The organism is Candidatus Hamiltonella defensa 5AT (Acyrthosiphon pisum), from assembly GCF_000021705.1.
GTDB lineage: Bacteria > Pseudomonadota > Gammaproteobacteria > Enterobacterales > Enterobacteriaceae > Hamiltonella > Hamiltonella defendens.
Map to the genome: position 1 here is coordinate 870,822 of NC_012751.1, position 19,966 is coordinate 890,787.

General features: G+C 40.4%; 14 protein-coding genes, 1 tRNA gene and 1 pseudogene. 9 read left to right on the forward strand and 7 right to left on the reverse strand.

All coding sequences use genetic code 11. The features are described 5' to 3' along the window. The first annotated feature begins 51 nt into the window (after nt 1-51). Genes arnC through arnF form a run of 6 tightly spaced genes read left to right on the forward strand, consistent with a single transcriptional unit; the run spans nt 52 to nt 6,336 of the window. Nucleotides 52-1,038: an undecaprenyl-phosphate 4-deoxy-4-formamido-L-arabinose transferase gene (arnC, locus tag HDEF_RS04080; RefSeq protein ID WP_015873391.1), complete on the forward strand. Its 987-nt coding sequence runs from the start codon at nt 52-54 to the stop codon at nt 1,036-1,038. Next, complete coding sequence (gene arnA, locus HDEF_RS04085; RefSeq protein ID WP_015873392.1) at nt 1,038-3,050, forward strand: bifunctional UDP-4-amino-4-deoxy-L-arabinose formyltransferase/UDP-glucuronic acid oxidase ArnA; 2,013 nt, start codon at nt 1,038-1,040, stop codon at nt 3,048-3,050. Before arnC ends, arnA begins: the two co-directional genes overlap by 1 nt. Beyond that, nucleotides 3,047-3,946 (forward strand): 4-deoxy-4-formamido-L-arabinose-phosphoundecaprenol deformylase, encoded by a 900-nt coding sequence (arnD, locus tag HDEF_RS04090; protein ID WP_015873393.1) that lies wholly within the window; start codon nt 3,047-3,049, stop codon nt 3,944-3,946. The genes arnA and arnD overlap by 4 nt, the downstream gene beginning before the upstream one ends. A 7-nt stretch (nt 3,947-3,953) precedes the next feature. After that, a complete protein-coding gene (arnT, locus tag HDEF_RS04095; RefSeq protein ID WP_407078896.1) occupies nt 3,954-5,612 on the forward strand; it encodes a lipid IV(A) 4-amino-4-deoxy-L-arabinosyltransferase in 1,659 nt (552 codons plus the stop codon). Next, nucleotides 5,609-5,944 carry a 4-amino-4-deoxy-L-arabinose-phosphoundecaprenol flippase subunit ArnE gene (arnE, locus tag HDEF_RS04100; RefSeq protein WP_015873395.1) on the forward strand — a complete coding sequence of 112 codons (336 nt, stop codon included), beginning with the start codon at nt 5,609-5,611 and terminating at the stop codon, nt 5,942-5,944. The genes arnT and arnE overlap by 4 nt, the downstream gene beginning before the upstream one ends. Further along, entirely contained in the window at nt 5,941-6,336 is a 396-nt protein-coding gene (gene arnF / locus HDEF_RS04105; protein ID WP_015873396.1) for a 4-amino-4-deoxy-L-arabinose-phosphoundecaprenol flippase subunit ArnF, read from the forward strand. Before arnE ends, arnF begins: the two co-directional genes overlap by 4 nt. Nucleotides 6,337-6,370: 34 nt before the next feature. On the opposite strand, the pseudogene mrcB reads toward arnF, so the two are convergent. The 6 genes and pseudogenes from mrcB to pssA form a co-directional block, all read right to left on the reverse strand. Beyond that, nucleotides 6,371-8,743, reverse strand: a pseudogene (mrcB, locus tag HDEF_RS04110) (bifunctional glycosyl transferase/transpeptidase); the annotation flags it as partial. A gap of 62 nt (nt 8,744-8,805) precedes the next feature. Then, nucleotides 8,806-11,697 (reverse strand): DNA polymerase I, encoded by a 2,892-nt coding sequence (gene polA, locus HDEF_RS04115; protein WP_015873398.1) that lies wholly within the window; start codon nt 11,695-11,697, stop codon nt 8,806-8,808. An 88-nt stretch (nt 11,698-11,785) separates the two neighbouring features. Beyond that, nucleotides 11,786-11,941, reverse strand: a complete 156-nt coding sequence (locus HDEF_RS11965) for a transposase (RefSeq protein ID WP_148207005.1) — start codon at nt 11,939-11,941, stop codon at nt 11,786-11,788. Nucleotides 11,942-12,033: 92 nt separating this feature from the next. Next, entirely contained in the window at nt 12,034-12,966 is a 933-nt protein-coding gene (locus HDEF_RS04120) for a hypothetical protein (RefSeq protein WP_015873399.1), read from the reverse strand. Nucleotides 12,967-13,297: 331 nt separating this feature from the next. Then, nucleotides 13,298-14,188: a hypothetical protein gene (locus HDEF_RS04125; RefSeq protein WP_100103886.1), complete on the reverse strand. Its 891-nt coding sequence runs from the start codon at nt 14,186-14,188 to the stop codon at nt 13,298-13,300. A 386-nt stretch (nt 14,189-14,574) separates the two neighbouring features. After that, nucleotides 14,575-15,939, reverse strand: coding sequence for a CDP-diacylglycerol--serine O-phosphatidyltransferase (pssA, locus tag HDEF_RS04130; protein ID WP_015873401.1), 1,365 nt, complete (start codon nt 15,937-15,939; stop codon nt 14,575-14,577). A 303-nt stretch (nt 15,940-16,242) separates the two neighbouring features. On the opposite strand from pssA, the gene aspS reads away from it, so the two are divergent. Genes aspS through ruvC form a run of 3 tightly spaced genes read left to right on the forward strand, consistent with a single transcriptional unit; the run spans nt 16,243 to nt 19,312 of the window. Continuing rightward, nucleotides 16,243-18,012, forward strand: a complete 1,770-nt coding sequence (aspS, locus tag HDEF_RS04135) for an aspartate--tRNA ligase (protein ID WP_015873403.1) — start codon at nt 16,243-16,245, stop codon at nt 18,010-18,012. A 50-nt stretch (nt 18,013-18,062) separates the two neighbouring features. Next, entirely contained in the window at nt 18,063-18,827 is a 765-nt protein-coding gene (locus HDEF_RS04140; RefSeq protein WP_015873404.1) for a YebC/PmpR family DNA-binding transcriptional regulator, read from the forward strand. A gap of 5 nt (nt 18,828-18,832) precedes the next feature. Next, nucleotides 18,833-19,312, forward strand: coding sequence for a crossover junction endodeoxyribonuclease RuvC (ruvC, locus tag HDEF_RS04145; RefSeq protein WP_015873405.1), 480 nt, complete (start codon nt 18,833-18,835; stop codon nt 19,310-19,312). 138 nt (nt 19,313-19,450) lie between these two features. Here ruvC and HDEF_RS04150 read toward each other — a convergent pair. Then, nucleotides 19,451-19,526: transfer RNA gene (locus HDEF_RS04150), tRNA-Phe, on the reverse strand. Nucleotides 19,527-19,966 lie beyond the last annotated feature (440 nt).

Consider the following 19,966-nt stretch of genomic DNA (forward strand, 5'->3'; position numbering starts at 1 on the left):
AGCCATGATGTCGATATGACGAATGAGTGCCTTACAACACATTTATAGGTGATGCCTGTGCTAGAAATTGAACCCATTAAAAAAGTGTCTGTGGTTATTCCCGTTTATAATGAGCAGGCGAGTCTGCCTGCCTTGATTGAAAGAACAGCCGCTGCCTGTAAAACTTTGAGTCAATCCTATGAAATTATTCTTGTTGATGATGGTAGTAGTGATGATTCATCAGCCCTTTTAACTGCTGCAGCTGAAAAAGAAGATCTTTATATTACTGCCATATTATTAAACAGAAATTATGGTCAACATTCAGCGATTATGGCCGGTTTTAATCATGCCAGTGGTGATCTGATTATTACGTTAGATGCTGATTTACAAAACCCCCCCGAAGAAATACCCCGTTTGGTGCAGACCGCAGAAGAAGGCTACGACGTGGTCGGTACGATCAGATCAAACCGGCAAGACTCGTTTTTCCGAAAAACCGCTTCCCGATTGATTAACGCTATTATCCAAAATAAGACAGGAAAACAAATGAAGGATTATGGATGTATGTTACGGGCTTATCGGCGACATATCATAGACGCTATATTAAACTGCCATGAGCGAAGCACTTTTATCCCTGTTTTGGCCAATATCTTTGCCCGCCGTACTCACGAAATTCCCGTTCAGCATGCAGAGCGTACTTTTGGGGAGTCAAAATATGGCCCGATGAGATTGATCAACCTGATGTACGATCTGTTGACCTGCCTGACGACAACACCTCTAAGATTGTTGAGTTTAATAGGCAGTGTGATTGCTTTATCAGGGTTTACTCTGGCTCTTTTGTTGATCATTTTACGATTGAGCTTTGGCTCTATTTGGGCAGTTAGCGGAGTGTTTACACTTTTTGCTATATTGTTTATGTTTATTGGAGCACAATTTGTAGGTATGGGATTGTTAGGTGAATATATCGGCCGTATTTACCATGATGTCCGTGCTCGTCCACGCTATTTTATTCATAAAATCATCACCGCTCAGCCTGTTAAAAATCCTCAGGGAAAAAAATAATGAAAGCCATTGTATTTGCCTATCACGATATTGGCTGTGTTGGTCTGCGCACATTAATAGACACCGGCTACAATATTCAGGCGATTTTTACTCATACGGATGATCCTCTGGAAAATCGTTATTTTTCTTCTGTTGCTCACTTGGCAACAGAGATGGGATTAACGGTATTTGCTCCTGAAGAGGTGAATCATCCTTTGTGGGTGGATCGTATTCGAGCGTTTGAGCCTGATATTATTTTTTCTTTTTATTATCGACATTTATTAAAACAAGACATTTTATCCATTGCACCTCAAGGTGCTTTTAACTTACATGGTTCTTTATTGCCACGTTATCGTGGCTGTGCGCCCGTCAATTGGGTATTAGTGAACGGAGAGACCGAAACCGGCATCACTCTTCATCAAATGACAGAAAAACCCGATGCAGGTCCCATACTGGGGCAATTAAAAGTGCCGATTCATGTGATGGATACGGCTCTGATTTTACATAAAAAAATGCGAGTGGCGGCTCAAACTTTATTGATCGATTTACTGCCTGCTTTAAAGAAAAGCCCACTATCTTTACAACCGCAATCTGAATCAGAAGCCAGCTATTTTGGGCGTCGTACTGCGGCGGATGGAGAAATTTACTGGGAAAAATCTGCGAACGAGATCAATAACCTGGTTCGCGCTGTAACTGAGCCTTACCCAGGTGCTTTTAGTTATATCGATCAACGTAAATTCATTATATGGCGTTCCCGTCCTGTCGATGATCTTCAAGATACTCCAAAACAACCGGCCGGCACTGTATTAACCATCAATCCTTTTACGGTCTCCTGTGGCGAAGGAGCGCTAGAAATCATCACGGCTCAAAGTGAGTCTGGCTTATATTTACAAGGTCATCACTTGGCAGAAGAAATGAGCATTGTTCCCGATGTCAGATTAGGAATAAAACGCTCTTTTTCTTTAAAAAGACGCACTCGGGTTTTGATATTAGGGGTGAATGGTTTTATTGGTAACCATCTTACAGAACGTTTGTTGCAAAGCGATCAATACGAAGTGTATGGCCTGGATATTGACTCTGAGGCGATCAGCCGCCTCATGTCTAATCCTCGTTTTCACTTTATGGAAGGAGACATCAGTATTCATTCTGAATGGATTGAATATCATATTAAAAAATGCGATCTGATCCTGCCTTTGGTGGCGATTGCAACGCCTATTGAATATACCCGCAATCCATTACGTGTTTTTGAGCTCGATTTTGAAGAAAATCTGAGGATCGTCCGCTATTGCGTGAAATACCATAAACGTATTGTGTTTCCTTCGACATCAGAAGTGTACGGCATGTGTCACGATAAAGCATTTAATGAAGATACTTCCCCATTAATTGTCGGCCCTATTAATAAACAGCGATGGATTTATTCTGCCTCTAAGCAATTACTGGATCGTGTGATATGGGCCTATGGCGAAAAAGAAGGCCTGAAGTTTACCCTTTTTAGACCCTTTAACTGGATGGGGCCACGTTTGGATAATTTGCATTCCGCCCGGATTGGCAGTTCCAGAGCCATTACACAACTTATCCTCAATCTGGTCGAAGGCACTCCGATTAAATTAATCGATGGCGGCGAGCAAAAACGCTGTTTCACCGATATTAATGATGGCGTCGAAGCGTTATTTCGTATCATTGAAAACGGGGAAAGTTGCAATGGAAAAATTATTAACATTGGCAACCCTCATAACGAAGCCAGTATTAGTAAGTTAGGACGAATGCTTTTAGAGAGCTTTGAAAAACATGAATTACGACATCACTTCCCTCCTTTCGCTGGATTTAAAACTATTGAAAGCAGTGCTTATTATGGCAAAGGATATCAAGATGTTGAACACCGTACTCCCAGTATTCATAACGCCCGGCGTTTGCTCAACTGGGCGCCTCGTATTTCGATCGAAGAAACAATAGAAAAAACGTTGGATTTTTTCTTGCGCAGTGCTGTACAGGAACAAAAGCGACTACAGGTAAAAGGCAAGAAAAATCAATGAAAAAAGTGGGGTTAAGAATTGATGTTGATACTTACCGTGGCACCCAGCAAGGGGTGCCTGTACTGCTGAATTTACTTGAAAAACACAATATTTTAGCCAGCTTTTTTTTCACTGTGGGGCCGGATAACATGGGGCGACACCTATGGCGCTTGCTACGCCCCCGTTTTTTTTGGAAAATGCTGCGTTCTGATGCGGCATCTTTGTACGGCTGGGATATTTTATTGGCGGGGACGGCCTGGCCTGGTAAGCAAATAGCCCAACGTTTAGGTTTCTTAATGAAAAAAACGGCCCAAAAAGGGCATGAAGTCGGCCTTCATGCCTGGGACCATCATGCCTGGCAAGCGAAATCAACACGCTGGTCGGCGGAGCAGCTGCATCAGCAAATACAAAAAGGCCTCCAGATTTTAGAAACAGTGGTAGAAAAAAAAATCACCTGTGCGGCTGCCCCAGGCTGGCGAGCAGATTTAGGCGTGCTGGCAGTGAAAAAACATTTTGCTTTTACTTACAACAGCGACTGCAGAGGAACCCATCCGTTTCGGCCACAGCTGGCAGATGGACGTATTGGCCAAGTGCAGATCCCTGTGACTTTGCCCACCTATGATGAGGTGATTGGCAGTCAGGTACAAGAGAAAAATTTTAACGATTATATTTTGAACGCTATTTTAAAAGCGCATGAAATACCCGTTTATACGATTCATGCAGAAGTCGAAGGCATCAGCAAATCTTCTATGTTTGAAGAATTTTTATTAAAAGCAAAAAGAGCAGGCATTGCGTTTTGCCCTCTTATCGATTTGTTACCAGATAATAAAAATGATTTGCCATTAGGAAGAGTGGTTCCCTCTGCGTTCCCGGGGCGCGAAGGTTGGCTCGGATGTCAAACTGAGCTAAACGAATAAAAATATGCTGAAATTATTTAAAAATCATATGGTGATTTTAGTCACTATTTTTTCTTTACTGTATTTAATCCCTGTTGATCAGCGATTACTTTGGCAACCTGATGAAACGCGTTACGCTGAAATCAGTCGGGAAATGCTCGAAAGAGGCAACTGGGTTGTCCCTTATTTCCTGGACATCCGTTATTTTGAAAAACCGATTGCAGGTTATTGGATCAATAACATCGGTCAGTGGTTATTTGGGCATCATAATTTTTCGGTGCGTTTTGGCTCTATATTCAGTACGGCTCTCACGGCTTGCCTGATTTTCTGTCTGTCAATCCGTCTATTTCATAACCGTACGACGGCCACCATCGCAACGCTTATCTACCTGACTTTTTTTTTGGTATTCAGTGTAGGCTCTTATGCCGTATTAGACCCCATGTTGTCTCTTTGGCTTGCTGCAGCGATGGTAAGTTTTTATGGCACTCTCGATGCAAAAAGTACCCGGCAAAAATTCATCGCCTATGTGTTGCTTGGAATAGCCTGTGGCATGGGATTTATGACAAAAGGATTTCTCGCTTTAGCCATCCCTGTGATTTCTGTTTTACCTGTTATGGTTCAACAAAAGCGGCTCAAGGAACTTTTTTGCTTTGGGCCGATTGCATTGTTATCCGCTTTTTTATTGTCTCTTCCTTGGGTGTTGGCGATTGCGCATCACGAGCCTGATTTTTGGCACTATTTTTTTTGGGTGGAACATGTCCAACGTTTTGCAGAAGACAACGCTCAGCATAAAGCGCCCTTTTGGTATTATCTTCCGATATTTTGTATTGCAGGTTTGCCCTGGCTGGGGCTGATGCCTGGCGCCCTTCTCAAGGGTTTTCGGGAGAGAAAAACCCGCCCTCAATTGTTTTTTTTGCTCAGTTGGATATTGATGCCTTTCTTGTTTTTCAGCCTTGCTAAAGGAAAGCTCCTGACTTACATTTTGCCTTGTATGGCTCCGCTTTCTATATTGCTGGCGGCCTATGCAAAAGATTGCGCGGCTCAAACACGAATGAAAGCATTCAAAATCAATGGTGTGATCAACATCGTTTTCGGTGTTTTTTTTATCCTTGTTTTTCTGGTGGGCATGAAATGGATGCCGACATTTCTTCTGTATCAATCACAAGAAACCCCAAAAATCATTTTAGGGTCTGTCTGTGCGCTTGCGTGGGCGAGCCTGGGTGCATGGAGCCTTAAAAATAATGCACAAAACTGGCAATATGCGGCGGCTTGTCCGGTATTATTCGCTTTATTGGCAGGTTATCTCATCCCCAAGAAACTGATTGATACAGAACAACCTCAGCATTTCACCCAGAATAATAAAGCTCTGTTAAGTGGAAGCCGTTACATTTTGGTTAACAGCGTCGGGGTGGGCGCAGGAGTAGCATGGGAGCTGAATCGTAGTAACATCATGATGTTTCATCAAAAAGGCGAATTGAGTTATGGGCTGAGTTATCCTGACAGCAAGAATAAATATGTCAGTGCAGCTGATTTTCCTCGATGGTTAGCACAGGCACGTCGAAAGGGGGATGTTTCTCTGATGTTGCTTTTGTCTGAAGGTGAAGGCACTCCAACACATTTGCCGAAGGCGGACAAAATTGAATCAAGCCATCGCTTAATTCTATTGTGGTATAAAAAAACCTCATGAATCATTATTTATTATTGTTATTTGTGATTTTTTTAACCTGCGCAGGTCAATTATCACAAAAGCAGGCGACTCATTCCTGGAAAGAAAATGCCAAAAGACAAACGTTGATTTGGCTGGGCCTGTCTGTGATTTTCCTGGCGGGTGGAATGTTACTATGGTTGAAGCTATTACAATATCTGCCTTTGAGCCAGGCTTACCCGTTTTTAAGTATTAATTTAATTTTGGTGACCCTTTCAGGCCACTTTTTCTTTAAAGAGAAAGTCACCCTTCAGCATTGGCTAGGCATCGGTATCATGATGGTCGGCATTTTACTATTGGGGCAGGGTATATGAAAGGTTATCTTTATGGATTGAGCAGTGTCCTGCTGGCCAGTTTTGCTCAGTTATTGCTGAAATGGGGTATGATCGACCTTCCAAAGACAGAGACGATTGAGATCAACCTCTCTTTTGTGATTGCTCACATGCATTCGTTGATGGCGATTATTCTTGGTCTGCTGGCCTATATGATCTCCATGTTATCCTGGTTTTTTACCTTGCGTTATTTACCCCTTCATCAAGCTTACCCGCTCATTAGCATGAGTTACGCGCTGGTCTACTTAGCCGCCGTATCCTTGCCTTGCTTCAATGAAACAGCCACCATACTCAAAACACTGGGCGTCAGCCTTGTTTTACTGGGAATTTGGATCGTGGTTTTTCCCTCAAAGCACAAAAAAATCACTCATTAATGCTTTCTTTATTTAAAGACTTTGATAGCCAGTTTTAAAATATATTTTTAATCGAATCGAGCACTGACTTTTCTTTTAATTCGTTGGGGGGCGTCGTTTTTTCAGATGTCTTGCACAGCACATCTGGATCTTCTGTCCACACAGGGATCGTGCTTATCTGATTATGAGGCTCTGTATCACAGATAAAATGACCCGTAGTACTATCAATGTTCATATCAACGATACCTGCTGGCTTCCTTGATATCAGCGGTAAAGGGGGCTTTGTTTCAAGATATCTACGATACAAGGTCAGTGCGCCAGTCGAGCCTGTGAATTGAGTAGGACCATTATTATCACGCCCTAGCCAGATAATCGTGACCTCTTTACCGTCAATGCCAGCAAACCAGCTATCACGTAAATCATTGGTTGTGCCTGTTTTCCCCGCTAAATGAAATGTTGAAAATTCAGAAGATAAAGATCGTGCTGTGCCTCTTTTAACGGCTTCTTGCATTCCATACAAAACGAGATAACTCGCCTGTGCGGACAGTTTGCGTTCAGATTGTGGAAAACTTTGATACAGCATGGAGCCATCTGCTGCGATAACGGAACGCAAAGCAGACAAGGTAGCTTTATTCCCACCACTGGCGATGGTTTGATATTCCTGTGCGACCTCTAATGGAGTTAAATTAATGGCCCCCAGTAGCATGGAAGGCATAAGAGGGCCGGTAGAGGCAGGTGCTCCTAGCTGTTTCATTGTTTGACTGATTTGATCCAAACCAATAGACATTCCCAGATTCACAGTGGGAACATTTAATGAATCAACTAATCCATCTAATAACATAACCTGGCCACGAAATTTTCGTGAATAATTTTTCGGTTCCCATACCGATCCATTAGGGAGCTCTAATGATAAAGGTTGATCGAATAACCAGGTATTGAAGCGGTATTGATGCGGTTGATTCAAAGCCGACAAATAGATGGCTGGCTTGGCTAAAGATCCAATAGAGCGCCGTGCTTGCAAAGCTCGATTAAATCCAGAAAATTGAGGTTGAGATCCGCCTACAATAGCCCGAATTTCACCGCTCAAACGATCGATGACGACCATAGCGCCTTCTAGATCACTTAAATCATGCTCGGAACCTTTTAAAGCGGGAATACCTGATTCAATGGCTTTTTCTGCGGCATCCTGAGAAACAGGATCCATCGTAGTAAAAATTTTAGCGCCTGAGAGATGCTGGGCTTTATCCCCTAACTTTTGTTTTAATTCTTGCCGAACCATTTCGATAAAGGCAGGTTGTGGCACAATAACCCCACCTTTAGGCTGGACATCCAACGGACGGGTGCTGAGGGTATGATAAAGCTTCTCATCAATATTGCCTTGATTTTGAAGTAATTTCAGAACTAAATTTCGTCTTTCCAGGGTGAATTCAGGATTTCGCCAAGGATTATATAACGACGCTCCTTTGACCATCCCCACCAACATGGCTTGTTGATCTAAACTCAGCTCATCGACGGGCCGGCCAAAGTAATACAGACTGGCTAACGGAAACCCTCTGATTTGATCGTTGCCGTTTTGACCTAAATATACTTCGTTGAAATACAATTCCAGGATCTTGTCTTTACTGTAATGATGATCAATCAATATTGCCATATAGGCTTCATTCGCTTTTCTCCAAAAAGACCGTTGATTGTTCAAAAATAAATTTTTGACTAATTGCTGAGTTAAGGTGCTTCCTCCCTGTACTGTTCTGCCTGCCAGTATATTTGCCAGCAACGCCCTGCCTATCGAATAAAAATTAATACCATCATGTTGATAAAAATGACGATCTTCTATCGCGAGTAATGTGTTGACCAGGCTTTCTGGAAAGCTGGATCGAGGTAGAAATAAACGCTGTTCTCCACTAGGGGTTTGTAACATGGTGATTAATCTGGGATCTAATCGAAAAAAACCAAAAAAACGCTGGTTATCCAAATTTTCAATCTGAACTAATCGGTCATTATGAAAAAGCAGACGTGCATGAACCTGATCTTCTTTGGCGTCTGGAAAGTTAAACGGACGGCGCAGCATGTCAATACTGTTATCTTGTACGGTAAATTCGCCAACTCGAAGCAAATGGTTCACTTTCCTGTATTGCGTCGCTATCAATAAATTGATCATCTGCTTTTTACTGTAAGCCATTCCAGGCTCCAGGTTAAGCATACGGCCATACACTGCGGCTGGTAGTACCCACACTTGTCCATCAATCCGCTGGCGGATTTTTTCATTGAGATAAAAACCATAAAGTATGACTACTAATCCAGCACTTAAAAACAAAATGAACAGCAAGCGAAGGAAAACCCACTTTTTTTTGGAATGCTTAGGTTTAATAGAAGTATGAAGTTTACTGTGGATTTTTTTATTTTTTTGGCCAATCGGCTCATGGCCATAATGTGACATTTTTTTGTTCTCCTGGTCAGGATAAGTGTGTTTGATATGACTTTAGAAAAAGTCTAGTGTGCCTGCTCCCAATTATTGCCAAACCCGATATCGACTTTAAGTAATAAATTTTGCGTACTTTTTTCCATTAACTCACGAATTTTATCTGTCGCACTTTTTAAAACACTGTCATGAACCTCAAATACCAATTCATCATGAACCTGCATAATCAAATTCACACGGGATTTTTGTTTTGGGGCTAACTTTTGCTCCTCCTGTTGTAACCAAAAATCGATATGAATCATGGCTCGCTTGATAATGTCGGCGGCGGTGCCCTGCATAGGTGCGTTAATCGCTTCACGTTCAGCGGCCTTACGTCGATTGGCATTTTTCGAGTGAATATCGGCCAAGTATAAACGACGCCCTTCTAAAGTGGTGACATAGCCATTTTTGACCGCTTCTTCTCTTGTCCGCTGCATGTAATCCAGGACTTTGGGATAATGCGTAAAATACAGGTTCATATATCTTTCGGCTTCAAACCTGGAAACATTTAATTGACGCGCTAATCCAAACGCACTCATGCCATAAATCAGGCCAAAATTAATCGCTTTTGCACTACGGCGTTGCTGCGCTGAAACCTGTGAAACAGGTAAACCAAATACCTCTGCCGCGGTGATCAGATGAATATCTTGACCTTCTGAAAAGGCATTCAACAAACCTTGATCTTGTGAGAGGTGCGCCATAATCCGCAATTCTATCTGGGAATAATCTGCGGCGACAATCTGGTAACCCCTGGGCGCAATAAAAGCGTGACGAATACGCCGACCTTCCTCATTGCGCACGGGAATATTTTGTAAATTAGGATCACGAGAGGACAAACGACCCGTTGAAGTCACGGCCTGATGGTAAGAGGTATGCACCCGGCCAGATAGAGGATGGATCATGAGAGGGAGCTTATCCGTATAAGTGGTTTTTAATTTTGTCAGGCTACGATGCTCAAGAATAATTTTTGGTAAAGGATAGTCTAACGCCAATTCTGCCAGAACTGCTTCATTGGTCGAAGGCGCGCCTTTTGGGGTTTTTTTTAATACCGGTAGTGTTTGCTTCTCATATAAAATCGTCTGTAATTGCTGAGTCGAATTTAAATTAAACGTCTCGCCTGCGATGTCATGGGCTTTTTTTTCAAGCTCCGTCAATCGGAGCTGTAATTCTTTAGAATGATTGAGCAATATATCAGGATCGATCATGACACCAGTCCGCTCCATACGTGACAACACTGATAACAGAGGCATTTCAATTTCTTGTAATACTTTCATCAAATCTGGATTTTCTTTGAGCTTTGGCCATAGTGCCAAATGCAATCGTAAGGTGACATCGGCATCTTCTGCAGCATAAATGGCGGCTTGTTCTAATGGGATCTGATTAAAAGTCAGCTGATTTTTTCCCTTGCCAGCGATATCTTCAAAAGACAGGGTTTTATGATTCAGATGGCGTTCAGACAAGCTGTCCATATCATGCCGACCGGCCACACTATTGAATACGTAGGATTCGAGCATGGTATCAAAAGCAATGCCTTGAAGCTTTATCCCATAATTCGCTAAAAGACTTTGATCAAATTTAAGATTTTGCCCGACTTTCAGTGCCTGGGGATCTTCTAATAAGGGCTTAAAAAGTGCGAGCACTTTATCCCTGTTCAACTGAGCAGGCGCCTCGGGATAATCGTGACCGAGAGGCAGGTAAGCCGCTTTTCCAGGCGCCACAGCAAAAGATATCCCAATTAAATGGGCCGTTTTTGTATCCAGCCCATCGGTTTCTGTATCAATCGCAAAAAGAGAGGCCTTTTTAAGACGCTCAAGCCAAACAAACCATCGTTCTTCATTCAGAATGGTTTCATAATCATCCGTTGAAAAAATCGCTTTTAATGGATCGGTAGAGGAGGATATTGGGTTATTTTTTGAGCTTTTAGAGTTTAAATGGGTTGCTGGCCATTTCCCGGCTTCAACATCTGCTAAATAGGTTTTAAATTCATAGTGAGAAAATAATTTTTTTAATTCATCTATCTGAGGGGGGCAAACCTGTAATTCATCACAACGTATATCTAATGAAACGTCTGTTTTGATGGTCGCCAATTGGCGGGATAAATATGCCTGTTCTTGATGTTTTATCAGCTTTTCAGCCAAAGTCCTGGCTCCGCGAAAAGATAAATCAGCGATTTTATCTAAATGATCAAATAACTTATCCAGCCCTCCCATACCTTGTAACAACGCTTGAGCCGTTTTTTCGCCAATCCCTGGGACGCCCGGGATATTGTCAGCGCTGTCACCCATTAAGGCGAGTAAATCCACTATCAAATCGGGCGGGACGCCAAATTTTTCACACACCCCATCAGGATCAAGGGTTTTATCATTCATCGTGTTAATTAAGGTAATATGAGGACTCACCAGCTGAGCCATGTCTTTATCACCCGTGCTTATCACCACCTCATAACCTGCTTTTTCTGCGTCTTTAGCCAAAGTGCCTATCACATCATCGGCTTCTACACCCTCGACAACCAGTAAAGGCAACCCCATGGCCGACAAAATGTGATGTAAAGGGGCTATTTGTGCGCGCAGATCATCCGGCATAGAAGGGCGATGTGCTTTATATTCTGAAAAAAGGGCGCTACGAAAGGTCTCACCAGGGGCATCAAAAACAATGGCCATATTTTGGGGGGAATATTGTAAAAAAAGGCGGCGTAACATATTTAGCACGCCATAAATGGCGCCTGTGGGTTCGCCCTTTGAATTGCTTAAAGGAGGGAACGCATGAAAGGCGCGATATAAATAAGAAGAACCGTCTACCAACAGCAAAATTTGATGAGAGCAATTTTTTACTGACTCAGGAACAACGGCTTCAGAGGCTTGATTATGATTGATGGTAGAAATAGGGAACTCAGGCTGTAACTGATTTTTTGTTTTCCTGGACATCATTTTCTTCATTTCTAATGTGAATAAACAAGGTTTCTCAAAATTTTAATCTACTTTAACTCAATTCCATATGGCATTGTTAACCGGGTCACTTAAAGAGTTTAAGACAAGCAATCGAGAAGAAAGAAAAGAAGGTGACATCGAGTTTATCGAAGCGTAAAGCGAGTCTTTTGTTTTCTTTTATCTTGCCAAAGAAACGTTCAATAGCAATGCGGGTTTGGATATCTTTCTTTATCAATATCATAAGTTTGCCAAACGTGCGTTTGGAAATCGACTTGATGAACGAGAATTTAAGCGTCAGGAACAGAAAATAAAGCTCGCCTGTACGCAGCTAATCTAATTCTCTAATACACTCGAGTGTATTTTTATTTTTAGTAATGTATCTCTTTCTGATTTTGTGAGTTGTTTTAATGTCGATATATGTTCAGGTTTGTCTATTATTTTTTCCTCTTTCTTAAGTTTTTCTCTTAAGATGATGATAAAGTCTTCCATTAAGGGTTGATATTTATGTGCAGCAGAAATCAATGCGGGATCTTCTACATTTTTTCCTACTTTGTAGGCGGTAAACTCCATTATTCCTCGTAAACGTTTTCCAAAAGCTCCTTCCATTTTATTTAGTATTTGTTCTTGTTCTTGTTCTTGTTCTTCTATTACTTTCTCTGAAGCAAAAGGGAAAAGATACCTGGTTATTATTTCACGGTTAAATTCGCGCCGAGCTCCATGATCAAGTAATTCTTTTTCATTATCTTTATTCTTTATTGACCACTCTTTATCTATTTCTTCTATAAGAATTTTAAGATTTTTTAGAAACATATCTTTATTTTCTGTTTTAGCTGATTTTTTTATTTCATTTAAAACGGATATTATTTTTTTTTCGTATATTGGTATGTCATTAACGTAAAAACTGATCTCTCCATCTTTGTATTCGTTTTTATAAAAATTTTTTTGATGTTTTTTTATTGCCCGATTTTTTATTTCCAGAAAAATTTCAATTTTTTTATTCAATGAATTTTTTGGATCTTTGATTCTTTTAAGTAGAAATGATGCATATTCTTTATCTTCTTTATTTTCAAAAAGGGATTTAATATCATTACATACTTTTTTCTCTCGATTTTTTGAAAAAATATTAAATATATTAATATTGCTGGTTTTTCTTAATGATGATAACAAAGAATTTTTCCCATTATCACCAGGAAGACCTTGTTGAGTTACAGAACTTGTTGAACAAGAATTAACATTCATATAATCATCTCTAAAAATAATAGTCATTTAATTAAATAAACTCTTATAAAGAGTCACCCACGCTGGCATGCCTTGTACCAATCGGAAAAAATCCGAAACAGGAGCATAAAGTCTTCATCTGGCTTGTGCCAATGGTTGATTGCTTTCACTCATTTTTAACGGCATCGTATTTCATTTGAAACGATGATATCAAAAAAATGTTTATTTGCATTTATTATATTAAGAATATTAAGATTTTTTATGATTTAGGGTAATGACGAGGTGGCCATTGAGCTGTTGGTCATTCATTTTGTCAACCCTAATCAGCGCGTTTTAATGTACGATGTGAATTATTGATTTAACACTTACTTCTATTGAATTAAATTTTGGTATTCATTTCCAATCCAAAAAATTTACATAGCGTAGTATTGGTTTTACCGATAGGTCTCACAGAAAGCAGGGTTTTTAAAAAATCTAAATTATGATGATGATCTAAACTTTTGCTGATTTCAATATTAAGCCTTTGCTTTAAATTCATTTCAGAGAAAGCAATAATTGGTGAAAGAAGAGGGTTTTCTTTAGTCATTAAACCGAGACCGAGAGAACATAACTGTTCCAGGTTGTCAAAATCTCGCTTTAAAAGCGCCTGTTTCAGAGGCTCAGCTCTAAACTCGCCAACAGTTGCACGTCGGTTAGATAACTTTAGCTTTCCGTCATTAAACTCGGCAACGAAACAATTGTTTCCACGACCTTCTTCCGACGGCAGATCCTTTATTTCAATTAAATTTAACCCACTGAATGCTGGATTTTTAAGATTGTCCTCAAGCATTCTTTGGACTTCTGGCTCGTCAGACATCGTCTGGATTCTTAATTTGATTAGTTTATCTGTATCTAGATATTGTGGGTATTGATAGAGATCGTCTTCGAATTGCTGTGTAACCTGTAAAGTGCATATCCCCTGAAAACAATTTGCATTTTTCTCGCGACTGAGCCAATCAGACTCAAAAATGACATCATCACAGATGACGAATGAAAACGAATATGAAGAGCTGTCGTTATCGTTTATTAATATTTTAAAGTCTTGCTGGTATTCTTCATTGGCTAATTGGCGAAGCTTATCAAAGCGCAATGCCATATTAAAATAAGGCATCTCTTCGAATGTTTTTTCTTCATTGGGTGGACATGCTATTTGCTCATACAATTTTATAATTGTTTCACGTTTTTGGCCGTTACGAAAAAAGCGATCAAATAATCTGTCGATGAGACCCATAAATTGAGCTTCTTTCAAAGAATCAGATTTTAATATTCGGTTTAGTCGTTTATGACTTAATGGATAAGTAAAACATGTGTTTTGACTAAACACTGTGTTGGAAATAGTAGACAAAATTCGATTCTCCAGGTTATTTTTTGCCGAAATAATTTTAAAAAAAGGATTTACGCAAAATGTATCACCTTGAATAAATCCTGTTTATTTATGTTGAATGTAATTCAATTAAAAAAATAATATTTTAGAGAAAAAATATTTTATAAAATACCAAAAATCGGTTATTTCTTACATTTCACCAAAGTAAAAACCATGAAAACATCAGGTGATAACCTGAATATGAGACAAAATTTTCAATAAGCTGGGTGCCGGATTGATATCTTATTTCAATTTTACAAAACACGGTTAATCAAACGATCGATACGTATTCTACACAAACGGCGAATCAGGGTTCGTACTTTGAGGGGATATTGTTGAATACTGTCGAGTTCCAAGTAGTTCTGGATCACTTTAGTATGCTTTTGGATACATTTTAATTCTTTGACTCTTTGATGTCTTAGCTCCTGTTTCGGATCCCGGATTAAAAGAGCATTTTCTAAATCAAAATGCCAGGCTCTGAGATTCAGGTTACTACCGGTCAGCAATTGCCACTCATCATCAATCCAGATCCCTTTGATATGAAAACTGTGAGCTTCGTGTTTCCATAATCGAACGATCAGATTACCCTTATCGAGATAAGGCTGCATTCGTTTTAAAAAGCGCGTTAAATTGATTTCATACAGGTAAGGTAAAATGGAAATCATTTTAAAGGGTTGATCGGGAAGGGTATAAAAATCATTCGCTGTTTTATCCCCTACTATAATTTTTACTGTCTTGCCTTCTTTGAGCAGAGACGTGATATTCCGTTTTATTGAGGAAGGTAAATTAAAATAAGGGGTGCAAATACTGAGTTGTTTTTGAGTTGAAGAGATAAGGTATTCAATGGTTTTATTCAGCATATTTTTTTTGCCTAATCCGACCAAAGGGGTAACTGATAATTCATCTTGACTGGCATAACACAAATTCTCTGTAACAGAATAATTGGCTTGTCTTAATGAAAAACGCAAGCGTTGCACGTGATATTTCATGTCACAAATTTTATGTCTTGTTTTGCTATTCAATGGTTGTACAGCATTTGAACTCAAAATATGTATTTTGAGATAATTGATCATGAGCAAGGCTAATTTAGCGTTTTTTATCAGTTGATAACGATCGTAACGATATTTGCTCCCTTGATGAAGATAAACATTATTGATGCTGGCACCACTGTAAATCACCGTATCATCAATCATGATTCCTTTAAGATGCATGACTCCGAGGGCTTCTCGTGTATTCACGGGAATGCCGTAAACAGGCAAAAATACCTCTGAATTTTTTTTTGCCATTTCATAATACCAATCCGCATTATTGTGTTCTGACATGACACCAATACGGCCACGTTGGGCACGATGCCAATCTACCAGCACACAAATATCTAACTCTGGGCGTTTTTTTTTTGCTTGATACAAAGCAGACAATACATCGTGTCCTGCTTTATCCTTTTCCAGATAAAGTACGGCCATATAGATACGTTGAGTGGCTTGCGCGATCATCTGTAGCAGAGTGGTTCGAAAAACGGTTGGGCAATACAGCGTTTTAATGTGATCAACTGATTGGGAAAGTTTGGGCATTTGTGCAAGTTGTTGTGTGTGTTTTTTGCGCTTAAATTTTGACAACATGACCGTGCCTGTCTTCCCTTTTGGTTAGACCTCTTTCAAAAAACTGTTGAGAGAGGGCTGTGAATTCAAGATGCTCGGAGCGTAGATAGCGCGGAGTGTACACAAAGTAGATTAGGATGGCGAGCATCCTGTCTTTTTTCAAAGCGCCCTTTTTAAAACAAAAATGAAATCACACGATTGGCATGATTTAAAAATGAGGGTTCCTGTGCACTGATATGAAATTCCTTTATAATCCCTGCTTTTTTGAGATCCCTCATATTATGGATCTGCTTGACATCAAACGAAATAAAAAAAGGATCCGTTATGCGTACTCATTGTTGTGGGGAATTAAGTCTCTCTGTCCTAAATCAAACGGTTTGTTTGTGTGGCTGGGTCGATCGACGACGTGATTTGGGAGGCCTGATTTTCATCGATATGAGGGATTTTTCTGGCATTGTGCAAGTTTTTTTTGATCCTGAACAACAAGCGCTGTTTGAACAGGCTTCCTCTCTAAGAAATGAATTTTGCATTCAAATCACAGGAAAAGTGAAGGCTCGTCCTCATCATCAAATCAATCAAAAAATGTTGACAGGGGCGGTAGAAGTTTTTTCAGAGAATTTGACGATCATCAACTGTTCTGAGCCACTGCCTCTTGATCGCAACCAAAATAATACTGAAGAACAAAGACTCAGATATCGCTATTTGGATTTAAGGCGTCCAGAGATGTTGGCACGTTTAAAAACCCGTTCAAAAATCACCTCTTTTGTGAGGCAGTTTTTAGATAAAGAAGGATTTTTGGATGTTGAAACCCCGACTCTGACCAAAGCAACACCAGAAGGCGCTCGAGATTATTTGGTGCCGAGTCGGGTTCAGAAAGGAAAATTTTATGCTTTGCCTCAATCCCCCCAGCTGTTTAAACAGCTATTGATGGTGTCTGGCGTTGATCGCTACTATCAAATCGTCAAATGTTTTCGTGATGAAGATCTTAGAGCGGATCGTCAGCCTGAGTTTACCCAGATTGATATTGAAACTTCTTTTATGACGGCTCAACAGGTACGAACCGTGACAGAAAAATTGATACGTCAATTGTGGTTACAGATCAAAAATATTCATTTGGGCGCGTTCCCTGTGATGACTTTTGAGGAAGCGATTCGACGCTTTGGCTCCGATAAACCCGATTTGAGGAATCCATTAGAGCTGGTGGATCTTGATGATGTGCTCAAAAATGTAGATTTTAAGGTATTTTCTGAGCCTGCCAATGATGCTCATAGCCGAGTTGTCGGCATCAGAGTGCCTAACGGAGCAGATATCAGTCGTAAACAAATCGATGAATATACCGCCTTTGTGCATATTTATGCTGCGCGAGGATTGGCCTGGTTAAAAATAAAACAGGCGGATGCAGGGCTCGAAGGCATCCAAAGCCCGATAGCAAAATTTTTGAGCCCTGAAATATTGGAGCGCATTTTAAAGCGGACGCAAGCAAAAGATGGCGATCTCCTCTTTTTTGGGGCAGATAAAAAGAAAATTGTGACCGATGCGATGGGGGCTTTACGCTTAAAACTGGGGCTTGATCGCCAATTGACGCAACTTGATCGATGGGCGCCATTATGGGTCATCGATTTTCCCATGTTTTCAAACGACACGGAGACAGGTTTGACGGCGATGCACCATCCCTTTACGTCGCCTAAAAATACGAATTTATCTGAATTTGCTGCAAACCCAGAAACGGCGCTGGCGAATGCCTATGATATGGTCATTAATGGTTATGAGGTCGGTGGCGGCTCTGTGCGTATTCATCACTCTGATCTGCAACAACAGGTATTTTCATTGATTGGAATTGAAGCGAACCAGCAAAAACAACAGTTTGGTTTTTTACTGGAAGCATTAAAATATGGGGCGCCTCCTCATGCTGGAATCGCTTTTGGTTTAGATCGCCTGGTCATGTTGTTGACAGGAACCAATAACATACGAGACGTTATCGCTTTCCCTAAAACGACTGCAGCAGCTTGCCTTATGACGGATGCTCCGAGCTTTGCATCGGATTCCTCATTGCAAGAGTTATTTATCGATGTGGTAAAAAAAGAAAAAAAATAAACCCCAAATTTTATAGATACTTATACTTTTTAAAAAATAAAGGGCGTTTTATGGCAGGTCACAGTAAATGGGCCAACACCAAGCATCGAAAAGCGGCTCAAGATGCGAAAAAAGGAAAGATTTTTACTAAAATCATTCGTGAATTAGTCACCTCCGCCAGATTAGGGGGAGGAGATCCAGCCTCTAATCCTCGCTTACGCACGGCCATTGACAAGGCATTATCTCATAACATGACGAGGGATACCTTGAACAGAGCGATTGCGCGTGGTATTGGCGGAGGCGAAGACAGTCATATGGAAAATATTTTGTATGAAGGCTATGGTCCTGCCGGTACAGCGGTAATGGTTTCTTGCTTAAGCGACAATCGTAATCGTACTGTGTCTGAGGTTCGTCATGCATTTACAAAAACAGGCGGCAATTTGGGCACCGGTGGTTCTGTTTCTTATTTGTTTACTAAAAAAGGGGTTTTTTCTTATGCGCCAGGTTTAAACGAGGATCAGGTGATGGAGCTGGCTTTAGAATCAGGCGCAGATGACATTATGGTTTACGACGATGGAGCGATAGATATTTTCAGCTCGCCAGAGTTTTTTGAAACGATTAAAAAGACGTTGGAAACCGCAGGTTTGATGGCTTCCACAGCTGAGATCTCGATGATACCTTCAACAAAAATAGATTTAAACCTGGAAAATGCACAAAGATTACTTCGTTTGATCGATATGCTGGAAGATTCCGATGACGTACAAGAGGTCTATCACAATGGAGATTTCTCTGACGAGATTTCCGCCGCTTTGTTTTTTAAAAACACAAAGCCATAGAGATCATGCCCATCATTTTAGGGATCGACCCCGGTTCTCGTATCACCGGCTATGGGGTGATCTCTGAGAAAAAAAATCAACTGATTTACCTGGGCAGTGGCTGCATCCGCACTTTAGATAACGGATTACCCCATAAATTAAAGCTGATTTATGCGGGGGTGACAGAAATTATTTCTCAATTTAGGCCTGATTTTTTTTGTATAGAACAGGTTTTTATGTCAAAAAACGCGGACTCGGCGTTAAAATTAGGCCAAGCGCGAGGGGTCGCTATAGTCGCGGCGGCCAATCAGAATTTGCCTGTATTTGAATATGCCGCCAGGCAAGTAAAACAAACCGTGGTTGGCAACGGTGCTGCGGATAAAAAACAAGTTCAGCACATGGTTCGTTATCTATTAAAACTCCCCTCTGCGCCAAACACCGACGCAGCCGACGCCTTGGCAATAGCGATTACGCATTCTCATCTTTACGCATTTCACGCACATTAACTCTGTGAGAATTCTATGGCTTAAAGCACAATCCGAACTGAATGATAGATAGGTTGAGGAGATGAGGCTGGCGTCAGATGTGATGATAATTAATATAATTTTAGAAAAAAAGAGATTTAGACGGGCGGCTATAACGTATGGTGCCCAGACTCGGAATCGAACCAAGGACACGAGGATCTTCAATCCACTGCTCTACCAACTGAGCTATCTGGGCAATCGCGCGCATTAAATCGTATTGTCTCTGTGTCGTCAACGAATTTTTTTGAAATCACACAAAAACCTGGAAGTTAGGACTGATAAAAATTACAAAAAGTGAATTTTTTAATATTACACATCAGAAAATGCAATTATTCATAAATAAATATGATGCATTTTAGAAAAATATTAAAAAAAAGTATCATTTACTTTTATTTTTTGCTATGTTGATGTCTTCATTTGTGTTGCCACATATTGGCACCCCTTTTTCAAGTTACGCTTGCAGAGGGGCTTTTTATTTGTCTCAAGCAGAGACTAATATTCAAGAAAAACTCATAGAGTGAATAAGTGATAGATATGTTGAATTTATCAATGCTTTAAATTCCTGTAGTGTCGAAGTTATTTTTAAAAAATGTTGAGAGGTCTCATTCTATTTGAGGTTATTTTATCAAGGGGATC